The sequence below is a fragment of the Janthinobacterium sp. GW821-FHT03C08 genome, from assembly GCF_059420905.1.
Genome location: NZ_JBWKUP010000023.1, coordinates 26,612 through 47,812 on the forward strand (window position 1 = coordinate 26,612; position 21,201 = coordinate 47,812).

General features: G+C 64.1%; 19 protein-coding genes. 9 read left to right on the top strand and 10 right to left on the bottom strand.

The window, feature by feature from the left end:
* Nucleotides 1–31 precede the first annotated feature (31 nt).
* The 6 genes from AC07VL_RS25535 to flhD form a co-directional block, all read right to left on the bottom strand.
* Entirely contained in the window at nucleotides 32–580 is a 549-nt protein-coding gene (locus tag AC07VL_RS25535; protein WP_290603453.1) for a chemotaxis protein, read from the bottom strand.
* A 47-nt stretch (nucleotides 581–627) separates the two neighbouring features.
* The gene (gene motB / locus AC07VL_RS25540; RefSeq protein ID WP_494808323.1) at nucleotides 628–1,605 is read right to left on the bottom strand and encodes a flagellar motor protein MotB; all 978 of its coding nucleotides are present in this window, start codon (nucleotides 1,603–1,605) and stop codon (nucleotides 628–630) included.
* Between the two features lie 58 nt (nucleotides 1,606–1,663).
* Nucleotides 1,664–2,524 (bottom strand): flagellar motor stator protein MotA, encoded by an 861-nt coding sequence (motA, locus tag AC07VL_RS25545; protein ID WP_290603455.1) that lies wholly within the window; start codon nucleotides 2,522–2,524, stop codon nucleotides 1,664–1,666.
* A 205-nt stretch (nucleotides 2,525–2,729) separates the two neighbouring features.
* Nucleotides 2,730–3,491, bottom strand: coding sequence for a class I SAM-dependent methyltransferase (locus tag AC07VL_RS25550; protein WP_494808324.1), 762 nt, complete (start codon nucleotides 3,489–3,491; stop codon nucleotides 2,730–2,732).
* A 107-nt stretch (nucleotides 3,492–3,598) separates the two neighbouring features.
* Nucleotides 3,599–4,159 (bottom strand): flagellar transcriptional regulator FlhC, encoded by a 561-nt coding sequence (gene flhC / locus AC07VL_RS25555; RefSeq protein ID WP_494808325.1) that lies wholly within the window; start codon nucleotides 4,157–4,159, stop codon nucleotides 3,599–3,601.
* A 39-nt stretch (nucleotides 4,160–4,198) separates the two neighbouring features.
* The gene (flhD, locus tag AC07VL_RS25560; RefSeq protein WP_034758381.1) at nucleotides 4,199–4,516 is read right to left on the bottom strand and encodes a flagellar transcriptional regulator FlhD; all 318 of its coding nucleotides are present in this window, start codon (nucleotides 4,514–4,516) and stop codon (nucleotides 4,199–4,201) included.
* 606 nt (nucleotides 4,517–5,122) lie between these two features.
* On the opposite strand from flhD, the gene kynU reads away from it, so the two are divergent.
* The 5 genes from kynU (at nucleotide 5,123) to AC07VL_RS25585 (ending at nucleotide 11,144) form a co-directional block, all read left to right on the top strand.
* Complete coding sequence (gene kynU / locus AC07VL_RS25565) at nucleotides 5,123–6,373, top strand: kynureninase (RefSeq protein WP_494808326.1); 1,251 nt, start codon at nucleotides 5,123–5,125, stop codon at nucleotides 6,371–6,373.
* Between the two features lie 26 nt (nucleotides 6,374–6,399).
* Nucleotides 6,400–7,272, top strand: a complete 873-nt coding sequence (kynA, locus tag AC07VL_RS25570; protein WP_494808364.1) for a tryptophan 2,3-dioxygenase — start codon at nucleotides 6,400–6,402, stop codon at nucleotides 7,270–7,272.
* 136 nt (nucleotides 7,273–7,408) lie between these two features.
* On the top strand, nucleotides 7,409–7,954 hold the full coding sequence (locus AC07VL_RS25575) for an RBBP9/YdeN family alpha/beta hydrolase (RefSeq protein WP_494808327.1): 546 nt from the start codon (nucleotides 7,409–7,411) through the stop codon (nucleotides 7,952–7,954).
* Between the two features lie 107 nt (nucleotides 7,955–8,061).
* A complete protein-coding gene (locus AC07VL_RS25580) occupies nucleotides 8,062–10,116 on the top strand; it encodes a toxin-antitoxin system YwqK family antitoxin (RefSeq protein ID WP_494808328.1) in 2,055 nt (684 codons plus the stop codon).
* Between the two features lie 2 nt (nucleotides 10,117–10,118).
* Nucleotides 10,119–11,144: a leucine-rich repeat domain-containing protein gene (locus tag AC07VL_RS25585; RefSeq protein ID WP_494808329.1), complete on the top strand. Its 1,026-nt coding sequence runs from the start codon at nucleotides 10,119–10,121 to the stop codon at nucleotides 11,142–11,144.
* A 15-nt stretch (nucleotides 11,145–11,159) separates the two neighbouring features.
* Here AC07VL_RS25585 and AC07VL_RS25590 read toward each other — a convergent pair whose 3' ends face one another.
* Entirely contained in the window at nucleotides 11,160–12,203 is a 1,044-nt protein-coding gene (locus AC07VL_RS25590; protein WP_494808330.1) for a hypothetical protein, read from the bottom strand.
* A 125-nt stretch (nucleotides 12,204–12,328) separates the two neighbouring features.
* Between AC07VL_RS25590 and AC07VL_RS25595 the strand changes: the two genes are divergently transcribed.
* Nucleotides 12,329–13,057, top strand: a complete 729-nt coding sequence (locus AC07VL_RS25595; RefSeq protein ID WP_494808331.1) for an alpha/beta fold hydrolase — start codon at nucleotides 12,329–12,331, stop codon at nucleotides 13,055–13,057.
* On the opposite strand, the gene AC07VL_RS25600 is transcribed toward AC07VL_RS25595, so the two are convergent.
* The 3 genes from AC07VL_RS25600 to AC07VL_RS25610 form a co-directional block, all read right to left on the bottom strand.
* Nucleotides 13,046–13,411, bottom strand: a complete 366-nt coding sequence (locus tag AC07VL_RS25600; RefSeq protein ID WP_494808332.1) for a hypothetical protein — start codon at nucleotides 13,409–13,411, stop codon at nucleotides 13,046–13,048. The genes AC07VL_RS25595 and AC07VL_RS25600 overlap by 12 nt on opposite strands.
* A gap of 72 nt (nucleotides 13,412–13,483) precedes the next feature.
* Nucleotides 13,484–15,403 (bottom strand): molecular chaperone HtpG, encoded by a 1,920-nt coding sequence (gene htpG, locus AC07VL_RS25605; RefSeq protein WP_494808333.1) that lies wholly within the window; start codon nucleotides 15,401–15,403, stop codon nucleotides 13,484–13,486.
* Nucleotides 15,404–15,491: 88 nt separating this feature from the next.
* Nucleotides 15,492–16,907 (bottom strand): aminotransferase-like domain-containing protein, encoded by a 1,416-nt coding sequence (locus tag AC07VL_RS25610; protein ID WP_494808334.1) that lies wholly within the window; start codon nucleotides 16,905–16,907, stop codon nucleotides 15,492–15,494.
* A gap of 138 nt (nucleotides 16,908–17,045) precedes the next feature.
* Between AC07VL_RS25610 and AC07VL_RS25615 the strand changes: the two genes are divergently transcribed.
* From AC07VL_RS25615 to AC07VL_RS25625, 3 genes are all read left to right on the top strand, one after another.
* Complete coding sequence (locus AC07VL_RS25615) at nucleotides 17,046–17,960, top strand: DMT family transporter (RefSeq protein WP_494808335.1); 915 nt, start codon at nucleotides 17,046–17,048, stop codon at nucleotides 17,958–17,960.
* Nucleotides 17,961–18,137: 177 nt separating this feature from the next.
* Nucleotides 18,138–19,331, top strand: coding sequence for an aminotransferase-like domain-containing protein (locus AC07VL_RS25620; protein WP_494808336.1), 1,194 nt, complete (start codon nucleotides 18,138–18,140; stop codon nucleotides 19,329–19,331).
* Between the two features lie 422 nt (nucleotides 19,332–19,753).
* Entirely contained in the window at nucleotides 19,754–21,112 is a 1,359-nt protein-coding gene (locus AC07VL_RS25625) for a diguanylate cyclase domain-containing protein (RefSeq protein ID WP_494808337.1), read from the top strand.
* Nucleotides 21,113–21,201: the final 89 nt, after the last annotated feature.

Sequence of the window (21,201 nt, forward strand, 5' to 3'; positions counted from 1 at the left end):
CATGCAACCGCAAGCGTTCCGCATCCTCATGCTAGAACAGCTCGATGTCGCCACTTTCCAGATGCTGCTGGCTGACCGCCTTGCGCAGCACGCTGCGCAACTCCAGGCTTTGTATCGCCAGCGCCATGCTGACCCGCCCCAGCAAGGCGACGATTTCCTCGTTGTCGCTCTCCGGCAGCATTTCCGCGCCGTGCGATCCCAAGGTCCCGAGGAACTCGCGCAAGCCCGTCACGCGCTTCAAGGTGCGTTCGATCAGCTGGCTGGTCATGTCCTGGAACTGCAGGCTGGTGATGGCCGCATTCACGTAGCCCCCGACCTCGTCCTGCAGCGCCAGCAGTCTTTCCCGCTGCTCTGCGGCCGGCACGCCGCCGTCGAGCAGCATGGCAATGGTGTCCTGCTGCGCCGCGACGGCCGCATGGATGGCCATGAAATTGAAGGACAGCTTCTCGATCGCCTCTTCCAGCAAGATGCCGGTCTGCACCAGGTCGGTTTCCACCTCCGTCAAGTGCTTGCGGCCATGGTCCGACACGCCGGACAGCAGGCGCTTTACATGCGAGCCAAGTATTTTCTTTCTTGTCATAAAGGTCTCATTGTTTCAATACACCACGCGTCGACGGTCCATGCGTGTTATTTTTTCGCCGCTGCCGGGCTGGGGACGGGGGCCGTCGCGGGCGGCGTACCGGCGGCCAGCCCGGAGGCAACTGCGGCGGAAGCGGCGTCGGTCACGGGCAGCTCCATCGCCGAACCATCGCGCAGGACGTTCTCTTCCGTGCGCTTGTTCATGACGATGATGCTGATGCGCCGGTTGATCGGATTGAACGGGTCGAGCTTGTCCAGGTGCGCCGCCGAACCCAGGCCCACCACGCGCAGCACCTTGTCTTCATTCATGCCGCCGATGACCAGTTCGCGCCGCGACGCATTCGCGCGGTCGGCCGACAGTTCCCAGTTACTGTAGCCGGCATCGCTCATGTAGGGCGTCGAATCCGTGTGGCCGGACAGGCCGATGCGGTTCGGCACTTCATTGAGCACGGAACCGATGGCGTGCAAGATTTCCTTGGTATAGGGCTGCAGGTTCGCATTGGCCAGCGCAAACATCGGACGGTTCTGCTCGTCGACGATCTGGATGCGCAAGCCTTCGCTGGTAATGTCGAGCAACAGCTGGTTCTTGTATTTTTTCAGCAGGGGATTGGCGTCGATGGTCGCCTCGATGCGCGCTTTCAGCGCCTGCAGGCGCCGGCCCTCCTCGCGCTCGAGCGCGGCCTTGGCCGAATTGAGGTCGAAGGACTTGCGCTGCTGGTCTTCCTGCGCCTTGCGTACCTGGCCATCCTGGCGCGACAGGTCCTGGCCGCCGCCCTGGATGACGGAATTGCTCTCGCCGCTGCCGGAACCGCCGGCCATCGCCACCTTCAGCGGCGTCTTGAAGAATTCGGAAATGCCGTTCAAGTCGCCCTTCGACGTGGAGCCAAGCAGCCACATCAGCAGGAAGAAGGCCATCATGGCCGTGACAAAGTCGGCGTAGGCGATTTTCCACGCCCCGCCATGGTGCCCGCCAGCCGTCTTCTTGATACGCTTGACGATAATCGGGCGCATGCCTTCATCGGCCATGGCGTCCCCCTTCCGTGTGCTGCAAATGACTCATGGTGTCCAGGCGTATATTCACTGCTTACTTCGTTTTCGATTTCTTGATGTGGTCTTCCAGCTCGTTGAACGTCGGGCGCTCGGTCGAGAACAGCACCTTGCGGCCGAACTCCACGGCCAGCGCCGGCGCATAGCCGTTCAGGCTGGCCAGCAGGGTCACTTTCACGCACTGGAACATCTTGCTCGACTCTTCCAGCTTCTGCTCCAGCAGGCTGGCCAGGGGGCCGACGAAGCCGTAGGCCAGCAAGATGCCGAGGAAGGTGCCGACCAGCGCGTGCGCGATCAGCATGCCCAGCTCGGCCGGCGGTATGCCCACCGATTCCATCGTGTGCACCACGCCCATCACGGCGGCGACGATACCGAAGGCGGGCAAGCCGTCGCCCACCTTGGCAATCACGTGGGCCGGCACGGCGCCTTCATGATGGTGCGTCTCGATCTCGTTGTCCATCAGGTTTTCGATCTGGAAGGCATCCATATTGCCCGACACCATCAGACGCAGGTAATCGGTCATGAATTCGACGATATGGTGGTCGGCCAGCACGGCAGGATACTTGGAAAACAGCGGGCTTTCTTCCGGCTTGTCGATATCGCCTTCGATCGACATCAAGCCTTCCTTGCGCACCTTGCTGAGCACCTCGAACAGCAGGGACATCAGCTCCATGTACAGTTCCTTGGTGTAACGCGATCCCTTGAACAGGCTGGGCAAGGCGGCCAGGGTGGCCTTGATCGCCTTGTTATTGTTACCAACAAGGAAGGCGCCCAGGGCGGCGCCGCCGATCATCAGCAGCTCGATCGGCTGGAACAGCGCCGCCAGATGGCCGCCCGCCAGCGCGAAACCGCCAAAAACCGAGGCGCAGACGACGATGTATCCGATTATGACTAACAAGTGCCCTGACTCCCAATTAGGACCGGGCTGACGCGCCCGGCATGCTCAAACCAGCTCCCTGCACCGCGGGCCGGGAACAGCGACAAAAAGTAACTGTAGGTAGATTGAAATGGCCTGCCTTTCAACACAATTTCAACAAAATGCCGTGTGGAACTACAATAACGTGAGATTGTCCTCCGGGCAAGCAAATAACGCAGACAATTGCTTAAAAGCACCATATGTAGAGCAAGGGACCACGCCCTGTGGCGGCGATGGTCTTATCGGGTTCGCGCGCGGCAATCTTGAATTCGTAACTAAGAAGCATACTACCGGGCAACATTTCCGCTTCCGCCTTGACCCATAGGGCCGCCATCGCTGCCGGCGACAGGTAGGCAAACACCACGTCGTAGCGGCCAAAATCGAGCGCCTCGTAGTCGCCGCGCAGGAAGCGGGCGGAGCTGCCCGCCAGCCGCGCGCGCAGGCGGCTGATCAGCCACGGCAGCGGCGCCAGTTCGATGCCGCAAAACTGGCCATCCGGACGGCGCCGCGCCAGGTCCAGCACGAGGCCGCCCAGGCCGCTGCCGATATCGACCAGGCGCACGCCGGGCCGCTCGGCGATCAAGTCGGCCACGGCTTGCCATGCCTTCGGCCCGGACGGATAAAACGGCACTTGCGTGCGGAAGGTGGACCAGTACAGACTCAGCAGGAAAACAAACGCCAGCAGGAAGACGAGAGGCGGCAAGTCCAGCTGGCTGGCGGCCAGCAGGGCCGGCGCGAACAGCAGGCCGATGGCGCACCACCAGCGCGCCAGGCCCGCGCGCCACGTGATGGCGGCCGCCAGCACGCCCTGCACGCCGGCCACGGCCAGCAGGGACATGGCGATGCCGGCACGCGCCAGGCCATATACCAGCAGCAACATCAAGGGAAAGGCCAGCACCTGGATCAGGATGGCCTTGAGCGCGGGGGCGCGCAGGATTTGTTGCAGCATGGGCAAGTTCAATGGGGAAAACGCCAGTGTAAGCGATGAGGGCAAAAAAAGCCGGAGTGCGGTCTGGCGACCGGCTCCGGCTTTCCCTGCACACGATAAATGTCGGCTCAGGCGGTCACGCCCGGCGCGGCGGCGGCCGCTTCATCGCGCGCCTTCTTGGTCTTGCCGGCCCGCGAAGGCATGTGGCACAGGCCGCACACATAATCGGCATTGAGGTCGAGGCAGTTGACGACGAACTTGCCGCCACACTTGCCGCAAGGCGCCATGGCCAGCATCTTGCTGCTGAAAAAGCGCACGAGGGTCCAGGCCCGCGTCAGCGACAGCAGCGACTCTTCGCCCGCTTCGGGCGGCATTTGCTCCAGATACAGCTTGTATGCCTTCATCACGGCTTCGATGCCCGTGGCGCCGGCGTGCTCGACGAGGAATTTATGGATGTTGATGAACAGCGAGGAATGGATGTTCGGCTGCCAGGTGAGGAACCAGTCGGTGGAAAACGGCAGCATGCCCTTGGGCGGCGAGACGCCCTTCAATTCCTTGTACAGGTTCAGCAGGCGCTCGCGCGACAGCGACACTTCCGTCTCCAGCAATTGCAGGCGGGCACCCAACTGTATCAATTCGATGGCCAGCTGGATTTCCTGCGCTTCCGATACGACACTTTTCTTGGCCATGCTAGTTGCTCCAGGTTTGACGGGTGCGAATAAACAGCCTTAAGCGATTTCTTCGACGCCCTGGCCAGCCATCAGGATGGCGGCGTGCGACTGGGCCAGCGAGCGGTCTTTATTGTAGTTCGTTAGCATGCCCAGGATGGCGCTGTCATCGAAACGGAAGCGGGCCAGCATCATGTTGCCGCCAGCCAGTTTCAGGATCTGCGCATTGCTCATGCCTTCGATCAGTTCGGCGATTTCGGCGGCGATGCCCAAACGGAAGATGGCCGTCACTTTATCCGCACGAATCATTTGCTGGGCCAGCATCAGGTAGCTCAGGTTAGCGTCGCGAATCTCAGCCATCATATCGTTAGCAGTCATTTCCATCTCCTCAATCCGTTGAATTCTGCTGGCAGTGTGTGTTGCCAGTGAGATACATTCTGCAGGAGCAACATCAAACGCAACAGAGGCCTAGCTCTGTATTTTTGGTCGGGGAATGACGGAAGGGACCGTAGGTGTTTGTCTGACAAACACTGCTCGATCATGGTCGCACGCCTGCAACGGCGCGGATTCTTGAGGTATGCAGGACGTCAGGTTTTGCTGACTTTTCACCCGCATTTAATATCACTTTTTTACAACAACTTGACCTGAATCAAGCCTATCTACCCATGTAACGGGGATCTCGGCAGGAACTTTAGGGCTTTTTTGAAAAATATTTCAAAAAACTTGACCACCCCATCCGGCCGATTTCACCGTTCATGTAATCGTTGACGGCGGCGTCTGGCGGAACTTTAGGGCTTTTTGAAAATATTTTTAAAAATCGTGATTTTTTTCGTTGACGCCCCGTGGACGGACATTTTTCAGCCACCTTCCCTACCGTAAATCTGGCGTTCGCGGCGGGATTTGTTACACTGCCGGCTCCTGCGTGATACTTCAAGCCTCAAGTAATATCATGCCATCCAGACAAGTCTCAACATGAAAGCCACCATGATTTCACTACATGATTGCAATGCGCGCGACCTGGACGACCCGCTGGCGCCCCTGCGCCAGCAGTTCGACCTGCCCGCCGGCGTGATTTACCTCGATGGCAACTCGCTGGGCGCCCGTCCCAGCGCGGCCCTGGCGCGCGCCCAGCAAGTCATCACGGCCGAATGGGGCACGGACCTGATCCGCAGCTGGAACACGGCCGGCTGGTTCGACTTGCCCAAGCGCCTTGGCGACCGCCTGGCACCGCTGCTCGGCGCGCAGACTGGTGAAGTGGTGATCACCGACACCACCTCCGTCAACCTGTTCAAGGCCCTGGCCGCCGCCCTGCAGATGCAGGCGAGCGACCCGGCGCGGGCAGCGCGGCGCATCATCGTGAGCGAACGCAGCAACTTCCCCACCGACCTGTACATGGCGCAGGGCCTGGCCGCCTGGCTCGACCGTGGCTACCAGCTGCGCCTGGTCGACAGTCCCGAAGAACTGGCGCAAGCCATCGCCGCCGATTGCGCCGTCGCCATGCTCACGCACGTGAATTACCGCACCGGCTACCAGCACGACATGGCCGCCATCAGCAGCCATTGCCACGCGCAGGGCGCGCTGGCGCTGTGGGACCTGGCCCATTCGGCCGGCGCCGTGCCGCTGGACCTGAATGGCGCCGGCGCCGACCTGGCCGTCGGCTGCACCTATAAATACCTGAATGGCGGCCCCGGCTCGCCCGCCTTCATCTGGGTGCCGGAAAAGCACCAGGCGCGCTTCCGCCAGCCTTTATCCGGCTGGTGGGGCCATGCGGCACCCTTCGCCATGGAACCCGGCTTCGCCCCGGCCGACGGCATCGCCCGCGCCCTGTGCGGCACGCAGCCCATCGTCTCGCTGGCCCTGGTCGAATGCGGCCTGGAGATCTTCGCGCAAACGAGCATGGAAGCGATCCGCCGCAAGTCGCTGGCCCTGACGGACCTGTTCATCGCGCTGGTGGAACAGCGCTGCGCCAGCCATCCGCTGGGCCTCGTCACGCCGCGCGAGCATGCGCGCCGCGGCAGCCAGGTCAGCTTCACGCACCCGCACGGCTATGCCGTGATGCAGGCACTGATCGCGCGCGGCGTCATCGGCGACTACCGCGAGCCTGCCATCATGCGCTTCGGCTTCACGCCCCTGTACACGAGCTTTGCCGACGTGTGGCATGCCGTCGAGATCCTGCGCGACATCCTCGACACGCAAGCCTACGACATCGCGGCCAAGCGCGATGCCGTCACCTGAACCATCCCATGAGCGACGACAAGACTATGAACAAGGAAAACACGAGCGGCTGCCCCATGCATGCGGGCGGCCAGCAAGACGCCGAATGGCATGGCGCGCAGATGGATTTCAGCGAATCTATGAGCTACGGCAACTACCTGGCGCTGGACCGCATCCTCACGGCCCAGCATCCGCTGTCGCCGAACCACAACGAAATGCTCTTCATCGTGCAGCACCAGACGAGCGAATTGTGGATGAAGCTGATGCTGCATGAGATGCACGCCGTGCGCGCCAACCTGCAAAGCGGCGACCTGGCGCCCGCGTTTAAAATGCTGGCCCGCGTGGCGCGCATCATGGATCAATTGGTGCATGCCTGGGACGTGCTGGCCACCATGACGCCGCCGGAATACACGGCCATCCGCCCCTACCTGGGTGCCTCCTCCGGCTTCCAGTCCTACCAGTACCGCGAAATCGAATTCATCCTGGGGAACAAGAACGCGGCCCTGCTCAACGTGCACACGACGGCGCCCGACACCTACAAGGTGCTTGATGCCGCGCTGCGCACGCCGTCCGTCTATGATGAATCCATAAAGCTGCTGGCACGCAGCGGCCTGCACATCGCTCCAGAGCGCCTGGACGCCGACTGGACCCTGCCCACGGCCGCCGACGCTTCCGTCAAGGCGGCCTGGCTGGAAGTCTACCGCGACCCGTCGAAGCACTGGGCCCTGTATGAACTGGCCGAAAAGCTGGTGGACCTGGAGACGGCCTTCCGCTTCTGGCGCTTCCGCCACGTGACGACGGTGGAACGCATCATCGGCTTCAAGACCGGGACGGGCGGCACGGCGGGCGTGAGCTATTTGCGCAAGATGCTCGACGTGGTATTGTTCCCGGAGTTGTTCGCCCTGCGCACCGAGCTATAAAAATGCCAGGCCAGATCGACTGCGCGGCGCGCCTTGCGGCCTGCCATGCTCACTGTGCACGCGCACAGCTGCGCGTCTCGGCCGCAATCCACTGTCGCTCGCTACGATTTTGTCGGGCATTTTACAAGGAGATTTGATGTCGCCTCTCGTCCTGACCCTGGCCGGCCTGTGGAATTCCGGGCCGCAGCACTGGCAAACCCATTGGGAAGCGCGCCACCCGCAATGGTCGCGCGTGCCGCACGGGGAATGGCAGACGCCGGACAAGGACGAATGGGTGGCGGAACTCGACCGGGCCATCGCCGCCTGCGCGCGTCCGCCCGTGCTGGCGGCGCACAGCCTGGCCTGCGCGCTGGTGGCCCACTGGGCGGCCAGCGGCTCGCCGCACAGGATCGCCGGCGCTGTCCTCGTCGCCCCCAGCGATGTGGAAGCGCCCTCCTACCCGTCCGGCACCACGGGTTTCTCTCCCATGCCGCTGCAAGCCTTGCCGTTCCCCAACCTGGTGATCGCCAGCGGCGATGACCCCTACGTCAGCTTCGCGCGGGCGCGCGCGTTTGCCGCCGCCTGGGGCAGCGACTTCACCCTGATCGGCGACGCCGGCCATATCAATGGCGACGCCGGCTACGGCCCATGGCCGGAGGGCGAACAGCTGCTGCTGGACTTCTGCGCCGCGCACCAGCCTTGAGAAGACGGCGCACGCACGTGCGCACGATAGGCAGGCATTTGCCCACAAGGAAGAACGCAGGCAGAATCGTGGCCTTTCCATAGCGGCGCCCCGGCGCCAGCCCCACGATGAAACGTCTGCTTCTGCCCTTGCTCCTCTGCTCCGCGCTGGCGCATGGCGCGCCCTTCTACGAAGGCAAGAGCCTCGCCCACCCCGCCATCGTCGCGTCGCAGGACAGCGGCCTCGATATCGCCTTCCTCAAGGAAAAAGACGGCGTGAATGGCTATTACTGCGAGTGCAAGAATGACAATACGAAACCCGTCCTGCTCGACCGGCTCGACAACGCCGCCATCCGTTCCGTCTTCTACGCCGCGCTGGACAAGGAGGGGGACGACAACGTGCAAACCATGCTGGTGCTGTTCCGCCAGGGTGACAGGAATGGCTTGCGCGCCTACCGTTACCACCGCAGTTCCGGCAAGTACCGGCGCCTGGACGGCTTGCAGCCGGCATTGAACCGCATCGTGGCGCAGAGCGCCAGCCCCAATGCGGGACAGGTCAAGGCCGCGCTGGCGAAACTGGCGCCCATGGACTACAGCGTCGCGCGGGGCAAGAGCGGCAATGCCGAGGTCGACGCCATCGACCATACGCAAGGCACCATCGTCGGCTACTACAGCGATGACGGCAAGCCCGTGGCGCCCGGCAGCAAGGACGCCATCACCTACAAGAAAACCTTCCTGAAAAAAGGTGGCCATTACCTGACGGCCAGCTACACCTTGTACAGTGATGCGGGCGCGGGCATCCTGCCCAATTACCGGCTGTGGCAAGTGACGTGGGAAACGGCACCGCAGCAGTTCACGGGCAGCGAAGACGGTCCGTCCGTCATCTACAGCCTGGCCTGGGACGACGGCTCGGTGGTCGAACGGGGCCAGTACGCGAAAGGCAAGCGCCAGGGACTCTGGGTGCGCGACGGCATGCACGAAGGCCGCGTCAAGGGCCATTACGTCGGCGGCCTGCAGGAAGGCCTGTGGCAATTCGACTATCCCAGGCAGAGCGAGAGCGGCATGTACCGGGCCGGCAAGCGCGAGGGCCGCTGGACGGTCGTCAACTATGCCGACGAAGAAGAGGTGACGGGCTTCGACACCTACGCGGACGGCCAGCTGAACGGCCCGCATGAGCGCCGCATGGGCGGCAAGCTGCGCACGCAGGGCAACTACGTCAACGGCACGCGCCACGGCGCGTGGATCACGGAAGACGGTGACGGCAGCTTCATCGACGGCTTGCGCGACGGGCCGTGGAAACTCAAGCTCAAGGACCAGGCCACGCAAAGCGTCACTTTCGTGAAAGGCAAGAAACAGGGCGAGGCGCTGGACAGGGATGCGCAAGGCGCGCTGCGCCAGCGCGACCATTACCAGGCCGGCGTACTCGAAGGCGCGCGCACGCGCTACCTGGGCCCGCCCGGCAAGGAATACGTGGTCTACACGGCCACCTACCGCAATGGCCAGCTCGATGGCCGCGAACAGGCGTTCGACGACAGCGGCAAGGTCCTGCGTCTCGACACCCTGTGGGACAACGGCAAGAAGCAGGGCCTCGACGCGCGCTACTACCCGAACGGCAAGCCCGAACGCCTGGCCGTCGTCGACCAGGGCCGCCTGCTCACCCACCTGCGCGAATACTATGAAGACGGCCAGCTGCTCAACGACATCCACCGCTGCACCTTCAAGGAGGATGGCAGCACGCGCGAAGACGTGTGCGAGTACCACCACATGTACTACCCGGACGGCAAGCCGCAGTACTACTACGCCTTCCAGTACGGCCAGCGCCAGGAGGGATACGAGAACTACCCGAACGGCAAGCGCAAGAATGAACTGCTGGTCGACCGCGCCGCCGACACCTCCGTCGTCAACGCATACTATGAAAGCGGCCAGCTCAAATGCACGGAGCCGCGCAGCGGCCACAGCACGCGCACGGTGAACGGCCAGACCATGATCAGCTACGCTTCGGCCGACCGCGATGGCGACAATATCTGCTACCACCCGAACGGCAAGGTGGCCAGTATCTACACCTTCCGCAAGCGCGTGCTCGTCGAATGCGGCAAGCGCTACGACGACACGGGCAAACAGACGTTCCCGGGGCCGGAAGGCTGCCCTCCCCCCAGGAAAGTCGACTACCCGATAGGACTGTGACGATGACGCAAACAAGACAGCCGCAGCGCATCCAGAATCCCGAGCGCATCGATGCCGGGGCGATCCGCGCCGCCATCGCCGCGGACGGCAAGGTCATCGTGCAGTTCGGCGAACACGTTGATGCCACACCGCTGCTGGCGGACCTCGATGCGCTGGCCGCCGCCTGCGGCGCGGCGCTGGAAATCCGCTTCTTCGGCCATCACTTCACGCCGTTCGACGCGGCCATCCTGCGCAAGCTGCCACAGGTGGCCAGCCTCTCGCTGGACTGCCATACCAGCGCGGTCAACCTGCAGACGCTGGGCGAGCTGCCGCACCTGCGGCGCTTGCAGCTGGGCGTCTACGAGATGCAGGAACACGACATCCTGGCGCTGGCGAACCTGCGCACGCTGGAGTATCTGAGCCTGGGCGAGACGCGCAAGGCCAACATCGACCTGGCGCCGCTGCGGCACTGGCCGCGCCTGGCGCAGCTGCACAGCACGGGCCACGTGAAAAACATCGGCGCCATCACGGCCCTGCCCGCGCTGGCCAAGCTGTCGCTGTCGCAAGTCAAGAGCAGGGACCAGGTGGACTTCATCAGCGCCATGCCGGCACTGGCGCAGCTGCGCTTCATCCTGGGCGGACGCGCGTCGATCGCCCACGTCACGGCGCCGCTGCTGGAGGAACTGGACGTGGTGCGCGTGCGGGGATTGGAAGACCTGGGCGACATCGGCCGTTTTCCCCGCTTGCGGCGCCTGTCGGTGGAAGACCAGATCAAGCTGAGGGAAATCCGGCTGGGGGCCAACCCTGCGCTGGAATGGCTGGTCCTGCGCAACTGCAAGACCCTGGAGCGCCTGCACGGCGTGGCCAGCCTGCCCGCGCTGCGCGACCTGGCCGCGTACCTGACGCAGCTCGACACGGATGCGCTGCTGGCCGGCGGCTTGCCGGCGACACTAAAACACCTGACCCTGGCGACGGGAAAAAGAAAACGCGATGAAGAAATCGCGGCGCAATTGGCAGCGCTGGGCTACGCCGAGGCGCGCTTTTACTGACCGCGGTGACTGGCGTCAGCGGCTGGCCGCCAGCCGGCGCTGCCACAGCGCCACGTCGATCATGACGCCGTCCGCGCCCGTGTTGCGGATGTACACGCGGTAGCTGCCCTGCCCCATGTCGCCATCGAGGTAGGCGGTACGCTCGTTGCGCTGCAGCCTCGCGCCCTTGGCCATCTGGCGGTAGCGCTCCACCACCGCGTCGAAACTGGCATAGCTGCGCAACGCCACTTCCAGGTCGCGCGGCGGACGGCCTTCGGCCTGGTCCAGCACATTGTTCTGCTTCTTGCCCTTCAGCGTGAGCGGATAGGCAAACACGCCGGCGCCGGCCGAGGTCAGCACGGTGGATTTGTCAAGCAGCAGCGGCAGCAGCGCCGGCGGGAACGCAGGCGGCAGCTGGGCGCGGTTCCAGCCCGGCAGCGGCGGCTGCGCCAGCACATATTCGACCGTGGCGATCTTCTGCCCGTCGGCCCCCGTTTCCCTGTCGCCCGCGATGAGCGCCAGCATGGGCGGCAGCTGCCTGGCCCAGGCCAGCAGGGGCGCCGCCTCGCCGACCAGCATGCCCTTGCGGTGAAACACCGTCAGCACCGTGTTCGGATCGGGATTGCAGACCTTGGCCAGCGGCTGGCCCTCCAGGTGGCAATGGCCGTTGACGAGGCCAAAGGCGATGATGGCACCGCGCTTGTCGAGCAGCATGGCGCCCCGCTCGCGGCCCTGGTTACGGTCATTCATCGACGCCAGCAGCTGGCGCCCGTCGGGCAGCACGCTGCGCGTCGCGTCGCGCTTTTCGCTGATGGCTTCGAGCGCCTGCGCCAGCAGCAAGTCATCGTCTTCCGTGTAGCTGCCGCGCGCATAGCCGAAGAAATCGAACAGGGCGGCGCGCACCTGCGGGTCTTCGCTCAGGCGCGGCAGGGGACCGCCCGCCAGCAGCGAGGCCAGGCTTTTCGCGGCCATCGGCGACGACGCCGTACTGGCGCTGGCCCAGGCAGGCTGAGAAAGGAAGCTGGCGGCCACCAGCAAGGCACCACCCAGGGAACGGTAAGTCGGTAAAGTGATATGCATGTTTCTGTCTGCCCGGGATCTACCCGTTATTCCGGCCACGCGTGGCGCGTCGGTGATTCTAGCATGGCGCCAGCGCCCATGCCGGGCGCCAGGCGGGTGGCGTGCGCGGCGGCCTGGCTGCTATCATGGCCAAGATGACGCCACTTGCCCACGCCTTCCCCCTGCTTGTCCTCCTGCCCGGCATGGATGGCACGGGCCGGCTTTTCCAGCGTTTTGAGGCGGCCCTGCGCGCGCAGGCCGACATGGACAGCCTCGCCTTCACCTACCCGGCTACGCCGCTCGCTTATCCGGCACTGGAAGCGTTCGTGCGCGAACGCCTGCCGAGCGACCGGCCTTTCATCGTCCTGGCCGAATCGTTTTCCGGGCCGCTGGGGGCAGCTTTGCGCGCCGATCCGCCGCCTGGCATGCGCGCCCTGATCCTGTGCTGCTCCTTCGTGTGCAACCCGCGCCCCCTGCTCGCGCCGCTACGCCACCTGCTGGACCTGCTTCCCTTCGGCTTCATGCCCGGCTTCGCCCTGCGCCAGGCGCTGCTGGCGCCCTTCGCCACGCCGGACCTGGAGGCGGACCTGGCCGGCGCGCTGGCGCAGGTGCCTCCCGGCGTGCTGCGCCAGCGCCTGCGCGCCGTGATCACGGCCGATGCCACGCCGGCGCTGGCACGCGGCAGCCTGCCCGTGCTGTACCTGCGCGCCCGCCACGATCGCCTCGTACCGCCGGCGACCGCCCTGCAGATACTGCGCCTGGCACCGGGCGCGCAGCTGGTCGACATCGACGCGCCGCACATGCTGCTGCAGGCGGCACCGGCCGCGGCGGCCGACGCGATTGCCGCCTTTTGCGCCAGCCTGTCAGCCGCGTAGATAGCGGCTCAGGCGCACGCTGGCCAGCACGGCCAGCCAGCTCAAACCGCCCGACAGCATGCTGAAATAAATGGCGCGCAGCGGATGCTGCGGCAGCAGGTACGCGAGCACCGCCGCTCCCAGCACGCCGCACAAGACCGGCTTGACCCGGCCTTCGGGCAGCAGCGCCAGCAGCAGGTTCGTGCCCGCATACACGTAAAACACCAGCAGCAAGGCCAGGCCACCGGCCACGCCGCGCGAGCCCAGACTGCCAAACAGCTGCGTGTACAGGAAAAAACCCAGCCAGCTCAAGGCAATAAACAGCAGGCAGCCCAGCGCATGCGCGCCCAGGCCCGCCATCCAACGCATTTTCATGATGCCCCTTAAAGAAAAAGCCGGCCCTTTCACGAGGAAAGAGCCGGCTTGGCTGCGTCTACGACAAGGAGATTACTTCGCCGAATTGAGCAGCAATTCGTTCAGGCGCTTGACGAAACTGGCCGGATCGGCCAGCGAACCGCCTTCGGCCAGCATGGCCTGGTCGAACAGGATGTTGGCCCAGTCGCCGAACTTGCCGCCTTCCGCGTCTTCGTATTTCAGACGCGTCACCAGCGGGTGGTTCGGGTTGATCTCCAGGATCGGCTTCGATTCCGGCGCGCTCTGGCCCGCAGCCTTGAGCATGCGCAGCAAATTGCCCGACAATTCGTTTTCATCGGCCACCAGGCAGGCTGGCGAATCGGTCAGGCGGAACGTCACGCGCACATCCTTGGCCTTGTCGGCCAGGACCGTCTTCATCTTGCCCACCAGGTCGGCGTACGAGGTTTCCGTTTCTTCGTGCTCTTTCTTTTCCGCTTCGTCTTCCAGGGCGCCCAGGTCCAGGCCGCCCTTGGCCACGGAGACCAGTTCCTTGCCTTCGAAATCCTGCAGGAAGGACAGCATCCATTCATCCACGCGGTCCGTCAGCAGCAGCACTTCGACGCCCTTCTTGCGGAAGATTTCCAGGTGCGGGCTGTTCTTGGCGGCGGCGTAGTTGTCGGCCGTGACGTAGTAAATCTTGTCCTGGCCTTCCTTCATGCGCGCCACGTAGTCGGCGAACGAGGTGATTTGCTCGTCGCTGTCGTTGGCCGTCGAAGCAAAGCGCAGCAGCTTGGCCAGGCGTTCCTTGTTGGCCGCGTCTTCGCCGATGCCCTCTTTCAGCACCTGGCCGAATTCCTTCCAGAAGACGGCGTACTTGTCCTTCTTCTCTTGCTCGTCCGCGTTCGCCAGTTCTTCCAGCATGCCCAGCACGCGCTTGGTCGAGCCTTCGCGGATGACTTTCACGTCGCGCGATTCCTGCAGGATTTCGCGCGACACGTTCAGCGGCAGGTCGGCCGAATCGATCACCCCGCGCACGAAGCGCAGGTAGGTCGGCATCAATTGCTCGGCATCGTCCATGATAAAGACGCGCTTGACGTACAGCTTGATGCCGCCGCGCTTGTTGCGGTCCCACATGTCGAACGGCGCCTTGGCCGGGATGTACAGCAGCTGCGTGTATTCGCTGCGGCCTTCGACGCGGTTGTGCGTGTGCGTCAGCGGCGCCTGGAAATCGTGCGACACATGCTTGTAGAATTCGTCGTACTGTTCCGGCGTGATATCGGCCTTGTTGCGGGCCCACAGGGCGCTGGCCTGGTTGACGGTTTCGTACTCGTCCTTCAGGACGGTTTCCTTCTTCTCTTCGTCCCATTCTTCCTTCTGCATCACGATCGGCAGCGAGATATGGTCCGAATACTTGCGGATGATGGACTTGATCTTCCAGCTCGACAGCAATTCATCCTCGCCTTCGCGCAGGTGCAGGATGATGTCCGTGCCGCGCGACGGCTTGTCGATGGTTTCGATGCTGTAATCGCCTTCGCCGGCCGATTCCCAGCGCACGCCTTCGGCAGCGTCCACGCCGGCGCGGCGCGTTTCGACGGTAATCTTGTCGGCCACGATGAAGCCCGAATAGAAGCCCACGCCGAACTGGCCGATCAGGGCCGCGTCCTGCTGCTGGTCGCCCGACAGCTTGCCGAAGAATTCCTTGGTGCCCGACTTGGCGATGGTGCCCAGGTGCGAGATCGCCTCGTCACGGGTCATGCCGATGCCGTTGTCGGAAATGGTGATGGTGCGCGCATCCTTGTCGAAGCTGACCTTGATCTTCAATTCGTGATCGTTGCCATACAGGGCATCGTTATCGATCGCTTCGAAGCGCAATTTGTCGGCCGCGTCGGACGCGTTCGAGATCAATTCGCGCAGGAAGATTTCCTTGTTCGAGTACAGGGAATGGATCATCAGGTGCAGCATTTGCTTCACTTCGGTCTGAAAACCCAGGGTTTGCTTTTCGGAAACAGCCATTTTTACCTCATAGTCTTGTGGATGGGACGGATGCTACGGAGTTGGGGATTGTACAAGCGATTTCAAGAGCCGCCGCTGAAACTCGCGCCTACCCCAGCGCGCGGGCGAAAAATTCCCACACCCGTTCATCCTGCAGCGTCGCCAGGTTCAGGCGCATGAAGGTGGATGGCAGCTGGCGCGGCGAGAACAGGCTGCCCGGACCCAGCACCAGGCCCTCGGCCAGCGCTTTTTCGGCCAGCACGTTCGTGTCGCAGCCCGCATCGGCCCAGATGAACATGCCGGCCGGCGCCGGATCGAAACGCAAGCCGGTCCGCTCGATGCGGCGATACGTGCCTTCGCGCACCTTGTCCAGGCGCGCGCGCAGGCGCTCGGCGTGCTTGCGGTACAAGCCCTGCGAGAGGATTTTATACACCACCCGCTCGCCGATGTCGCTGGTGGTCAGGGTGGCCAGCATCTTGCGGTCGGCCAGGCGCTGCGCCCGCTCCTTTGAGGTGGCGATGAAGCCCACGCGCAGGTTCGCCGCCAGACTCTTGGAAAAGCCGCCCAGGTAAATCACGCGGCGCAACTGGTCCAGCGCGGCCAGGCGCGTGGCCGCCTGCACGACGGCACCCGGGTGCATGTCGCAGTAGATATCGTCTTCGACGATGAGGAAATCGTGCTGCTCGGCCAGGCGCAGCACCTGGAAAGCCTTGGCCGCCGACAGCGACGTCGAACTGGGATTGTGCAGCACCGAGTTGATGACGTACAGCTTGGGGCGGTGCAGGGCCGCCAGCTGCTCCAGCATGGCGATATCGGGGCCGTCTTTCAAGCGCGGAATGCCGATGACCTGCATGCCCATGGCGGCAAAGGCGCCGAACATCAGCCAATACGCCGGATCGTCGACGAAAATGCAGTCGCCGGGGCGGGCAAACTCGCGCGCCACCAGGTCCAGCGCCTGCATCACGCCCACCGTGGTGACGATCTGCTCCGGCGGGCAGGCGATTTCCAGGCCCGCCAGCTTCAGCTGCAACTGCTGCCGCAGTGGCAGGAAGCCCTGCGGCGCGCCATAGCCCAGCAGCAGACTGCCCGGCTGGCGGCTGACATCGCGCAAGGCACGGGCCACCAGGTCGCCATCGAGCCAGTCGGCCGGCAGCATGCCGGAGCCGGGCGCGGGGATGACTGGCGTCTGGCGGAACATATTGCGGATCAGCCAGACGACGTCCATGGGCTGTGCCCCCGCGTCCAGGGCGCCGGGCGGCGCGGGCGTGTTCAGGGGCGAGCGCTCGCGCACGAAAAAGCCGGCGCCGCGCCGCGATTCCAGGTAGTCGCGGGCCACCAGCTTGTCGTAGCTGGCCACCACCGTGGCGCACGACACGCCATAGCTGGCGGCGCACTGGCGGATCGACGGCATGCGCGCGCCGCCGCGCAGCAGCTTGTCGTCGATGCGCGCCGCCACCGAGCGGACGATCTGGTCGATCAGGGTTTCGCCCGAGGCGCGCGACAGCAGGGGATGTGTATTGCTCATTTCACCATCACAGTATATGAAATTATGCGTTGAAGTGTATTTGTACTGTACTGCTATTGCGCCCTAGGATAGCAGTACAGGATAGATACATCCATGCCTGCCGCACATTTGATCCATACCGCCAGTTCCAGGACACCCATGCCATCGCACACCAGCACCGCTTCCGCCAGCTCCCCTCCCCGCCTCAGCGCCGACCACAAGGGTCTGCTGCTGGGCCTGATCGCCGTCGCCCTCTTCAGCCTCACGCTGCCCTTCACGCGCCTGGCCGTGGCCGAACTCGATGCCACCTTTGTCGCCCTGGGCCGCGCCCTGGTGGCCGCCAGCCTGGCGGGCATCTGGCTGTGGCAGCAGCGCGCGCCCCTGCCGCGGCGTGAGCAGTGGTTGCCGCTGGCGCTCGTGTCGCTCGGCTGCGTGCTGGGCTTTCCCTGGCTGACCTCGATCGCCATGCGCAGCCTGCCCGCGTCGCATGGCGCCGTGCTGGTGGGCATTTTGCCGCTGGCCACTGCCGTGTTTGCCGTACTGCGCGGCAAGGAGCGGCCCTCCCCCGGCTTCTGGCTGATGGCCGTGATCGGCACGGCCCTGGTGGTGGTCTTCGCGCTGCGCCAGGGTGGCGGCAGCTTTCACGTGGCCGACGTGCTGATGTTCGCCGCCGTGCTGCTGGGCGCGCTCGGCTACGCGGAAGGCGGGCGCCTGGCGCAAAGCATGCCGGGACAGCACGTGATTTCCTGGGCCCTGCTGCTGGCCGTGCCTTTTGTCTTGCCCGTGGTGCTGTGGAGCGCCTGGCCCCAGCGCACATTGATGGCGCAGGCCAGCACCGCCGCCTGGCTGGGTTTTGCGTATATTTCCGTGTTTTCCATGTTCATCGGCTTCTTTTTCTGGTACCGGGGCATGGCGCTGGGCGGCGTGGCGCGCGTGGGACAGACGCAGCTGCTGCAGCCTTTCCTTACCCTGCTGGGCGCCGCCGTCCTGCTGGGAGAGCCGCTGACGGGCGCCAGCCTGCTGTTTGCCGGCGCCGTGATCGCCGTCGTGGCGGCGGGACGCAAGCTGAAATAAAGCGCCATTGACGCCCGTTTGCAACGCCGTTGCGCGTGCGGATGGGCAGAGCGGCGTGCAAGCCGTACAATACCGCAGCACCATGGCGGCGCCTATCCGGCGCCGCTTGCGCACGCACCGCCACAAGCGGGCCAACAAAACCAGCCGGCGCAGCTCGGCATCTTCCGTGAGACTCGCATGAAAATTGAAAATCCGAATCCGATCCAATGGCGCTTTGCCGAACGCGCGGAACAGCTGCAAAGCTCGTTCATCCGCGAAATCCTGAAGATCACGCAGCGCCCTGAAATCATCTCGTTTGCCGGCGGCCTGCCCTCGCCCGCCACCTTCCCCGTCGAAGAAATGAAGACGGCCTTCGACAAGGTCCTGTCCAGCAATGGCAAGGTGGCCCTGCAATACGGCCCCACCGACGGCTACCTGCCGCTGCGCCAGTGGATCGCCGACTCGCTCTCCGGCCATGGCAGCAGCATCCTGCCGGAACAGGTCTTGATGACGTCCGGCTCGCAGCAGGCGCTGGACTTGCTGGGCAAGGTCCTCATCGACGAAGGCAGCAAGGTATTGGTGGAAACCCCCAGCTACCTGGGCGCCCTGCAGGCGTTTTCCGTCTACCGTCCCGAATTCGTCTCCGTCGATACGGATGACCAAGGCCTGGTGCCGTCGTCCATCGACCCCGTCGCCGATGGCGCGCGCCTGCTGTATGCGCTGCCGAACTTCCAGAACCCGACGGGCCGCAGCCTGTCCGTGGCGCGCCGCGTGGAACTGGTGGAAACCTGCGCCCGTCATGGCCTGCCGCTGATCGAGGATGATCCGTACGGCGCCCTGAGCTACAGCGGCGAGCCGTATCCGAAGATGGTCAACATGAACCCGGACGGCGTGATCTACATGGGTTCCTTCTCCAAGGTGCTCACGCCCGGCATCCGCCTCGGCTACGTGGTGGCCCCGCCACCGCTGGTGCGCCGCCTGGAACTGGCCAAGCAGGCGGCCGACCTGCACACCTCGCAACTGACGCAGATGGTCGTGCACGAAGTGATCAAGGATGGCTTCCTCGAGCGGCATATCCCCAGCATCCGCAGCCTGTACGGCAACCAGTGCCAGGCCATGCTGTCGGCGCTGGAAGAGCACTTCCCGGCCGGCGTCACCTGGACGAAGCCGGAAGGCGGCATGTTCATCTGGGTCACCCTGCCCAAGCACATCGACGCGATGCAGCTGCTCGACGAAGCCATCGCCAACAAGGTGGCCTTCGTGCCGGGCGCGCCGTTCTACGCGAACACGCCGGACACGCACACCTTGCGCCTGTCCTTCGTCACGGTGCCGCCGGAACGCATCCGTGAAGGCATCGCCATCCTGGGCAAGCTGATCGCCGCCAAGGTCTGACGCCCCTCCTCCACGCCCCGCCTTGCGGGGCGTTCCCGCTGTCCTGGCCGCCGCCGGGCACGCGTCTTTTCCCTCTAAAAACAGTCTACACGGCAACAACTTCGTGTATTTATTTTTAAAAATAGCATAAAATTAATGGTTTCCGCATCGCGGAGCGTCGATTTTTCACCCAAAAAATTGGCAAAGCGGTATGATTTGGCCGAAGTGCCAGATTTGAACCCGGTCAGCCTTTGACTACACATGTGTACATGCGCTCACGGTCCGCGGTCCGCAGCCTGGGCAACATTCCCGGCACCACCTTGTCCGCCGCCAGCCGCGGCGGGTACGGCGCGCGGGACTTCGGTACCGCCGACAGTGCAGCAAACGCTGGCCTGGAGCCTGGACAGGTTCCTGTAGCAGCACATCCGAAAAGGCCGGTAGCAATGAGTTCAGGCAGTGTGGGATCTTCCCAACGGCGCGAAGCCGCCATTTTGATTGTCGATGATGCGCCGGCCAACCTCGAGCTGCTGCGCAAGCTCATGAGCGAACAGGGCTATCAAACCTATGTCGCCACGTCCGGCGAACGGGCGCTGGCGATTGCCCAGCGCGCCCACCCCGACCTGATCCTGCTCGATGTGCTGATGCCGGACATGGACGGCATCGAAACCTGCCGCCGCCTCAAGCAGCACCCGCTGACGCAGCGCATCCCCGTCATTTTCATGAGCGCCAAGACGGAAACGGAAGACGTGGTGGCCGGCTTCGACTGCGGCGCCGTCGATTACATCAGCAAGCCGCTGCGCATGGCCGAGGTGTGCGCCCGCGTGCGCGCCCAGCTGCAAATCCGCAGCAACAATGAAACCCAGCAGGAACAGGCCGAACGCCTGCGCACCATCGTCAACAACATGGCCGAGGGCTTGCTGATCATCGAGGCCGATGGCCGCATCCAGTACACCAATCCCGCCTGCGACCAATACCTGGGCTACCGCGAGAATGAACTGGCGGGGCGCTCGATCGGCGAGCTGCTCAGCCCCCTCGTGACGCAGGAATACCTGGATTATTTTGCCATGTACGCGGCCAATCCGGACACGGCGCACAACCATGGCACGCGCGAAGTGGCGATCCGCCACCGCAGCGGCGACAAGCTCAGCATGGATCTGACCCTGACGCCCATGTATTTGCGCCAGCCCTTGTATATCGGCCTGCTGCACGACATCACGCACCACAAGCAGTCGGAAGACGCGCTGCAGCGGGCCGCCTACCTGGACCCGCTGACAAAGATCGCCAACCGCCGGCATTTCGACAGCTTCCTGGAAAAGGAATGGCAGCGCGCCGTGCGCGGCGGCAGCGCCCTGTCGCTGGTGGTGCTCGACGTCGACCATTTCAAGCTGTACAACGACAGCCTGGGCCACCCGGCCGGCGACACCTGCCTGCAGCAGGTGGCACAGGCCATCGCCGCGCATGCCAGCCGCCCCGGCGACCTGGCGGCGCGCTACGGCGGCGAAGAATTCGTGATGCTGTTTGCCGACACGGATGCCGACCGCGCCCTGGCCCTGGCCGAAACCATCCGCGCGCGCATCGAAGCGCTGCAACTGCCGCATCCGCGGTCCGCCACCTCGCCATGGATCACCGTGAGCATCGGCGTGGCCACCATCGAACCGCACCAGCTGGACGACCGCAAGGCGCTGTTCGTCGCCGCCGACCGCGCCCTGTACGTGGCCAAGGAAGGGGGCCGCAACCAGGTGCGCGCCACGCATTCGGGCAGCACGGCCTGGGAAACGGTCAAGGCACTAGTGTTACGTTAAGGCCTAAATACAACGCAAGATACGGCGAACCGGGAGTAGGTCCACGCCCCACGCAAAGACACCCCGGGCCAAGCAGACCTGAAAAATGT

Bases quoted from the DNA above. Each gene is read 5' to 3' on its own strand.
- AC07VL_RS25585 (WP_494808329.1), top strand. From the start codon at position 10,119: ATGACGCAAACAAGACAGCCGCAGCGCATCCAGAATCCCGAGCGCATC.
- htpG (WP_494808333.1), bottom strand. From the start codon at position 15,403: ATGGCTGTTTCCGAAAAGCAAACCCTGGGTTTTCAGACCGAAGTGAAG.
- motB (WP_494808323.1), bottom strand. From the start codon at position 1,605: ATGGCCGATGAAGGCATGCGCCCGATTATCGTCAAGCGTATCAAGAAG.
- AC07VL_RS25550 (WP_494808324.1), bottom strand. From the start codon at position 3,491: ATGCTGCAACAAATCCTGCGCGCCCCCGCGCTCAAGGCCATCCTGATC.
- kynU (WP_494808326.1), top strand. From the start codon at position 5,123: ATGATTTCACTACATGATTGCAATGCGCGCGACCTGGACGACCCGCTG.
- AC07VL_RS25615 (WP_494808335.1), top strand. From the start codon at position 17,046: ATGCCATCGCACACCAGCACCGCTTCCGCCAGCTCCCCTCCCCGCCTC.
- AC07VL_RS25580 (WP_494808328.1), top strand. From the start codon at position 8,062: ATGAAACGTCTGCTTCTGCCCTTGCTCCTCTGCTCCGCGCTGGCGCAT.
- AC07VL_RS25610 (WP_494808334.1), bottom strand. From the start codon at position 16,907: ATGAGCAATACACATCCCCTGCTGTCGCGCGCCTCGGGCGAAACCCTG.
- AC07VL_RS25595 (WP_494808331.1), top strand. From the start codon at position 12,329: ATGGCCAAGATGACGCCACTTGCCCACGCCTTCCCCCTGCTTGTCCTC.
- AC07VL_RS25590 (WP_494808330.1), bottom strand. From the start codon at position 12,203: ATGCATATCACTTTACCGACTTACCGTTCCCTGGGTGGTGCCTTGCTG.
- AC07VL_RS25625 (WP_494808337.1), top strand. From the start codon at position 19,754: ATGAGTTCAGGCAGTGTGGGATCTTCCCAACGGCGCGAAGCCGCCATT.
- flhC (WP_494808325.1), bottom strand. From the start codon at position 4,159: ATGGCCAAGAAAAGTGTCGTATCGGAAGCGCAGGAAATCCAGCTGGCC.
- AC07VL_RS25620 (WP_494808336.1), top strand. From the start codon at position 18,138: ATGAAAATTGAAAATCCGAATCCGATCCAATGGCGCTTTGCCGAACGC.
- AC07VL_RS25575 (WP_494808327.1), top strand. From the start codon at position 7,409: ATGTCGCCTCTCGTCCTGACCCTGGCCGGCCTGTGGAATTCCGGGCCG.
- AC07VL_RS25535 (WP_290603453.1), bottom strand. From the start codon at position 580: ATGACAAGAAAGAAAATACTTGGCTCGCATGTAAAGCGCCTGCTGTCC.
- kynA (WP_494808364.1), top strand. From the start codon at position 6,400: ATGAACAAGGAAAACACGAGCGGCTGCCCCATGCATGCGGGCGGCCAG.
- AC07VL_RS25600 (WP_494808332.1), bottom strand. From the start codon at position 13,411: ATGAAAATGCGTTGGATGGCGGGCCTGGGCGCGCATGCGCTGGGCTGC.
- flhD (WP_034758381.1), bottom strand. From the start codon at position 4,516: ATGACTGCTAACGATATGATGGCTGAGATTCGCGACGCTAACCTGAGC.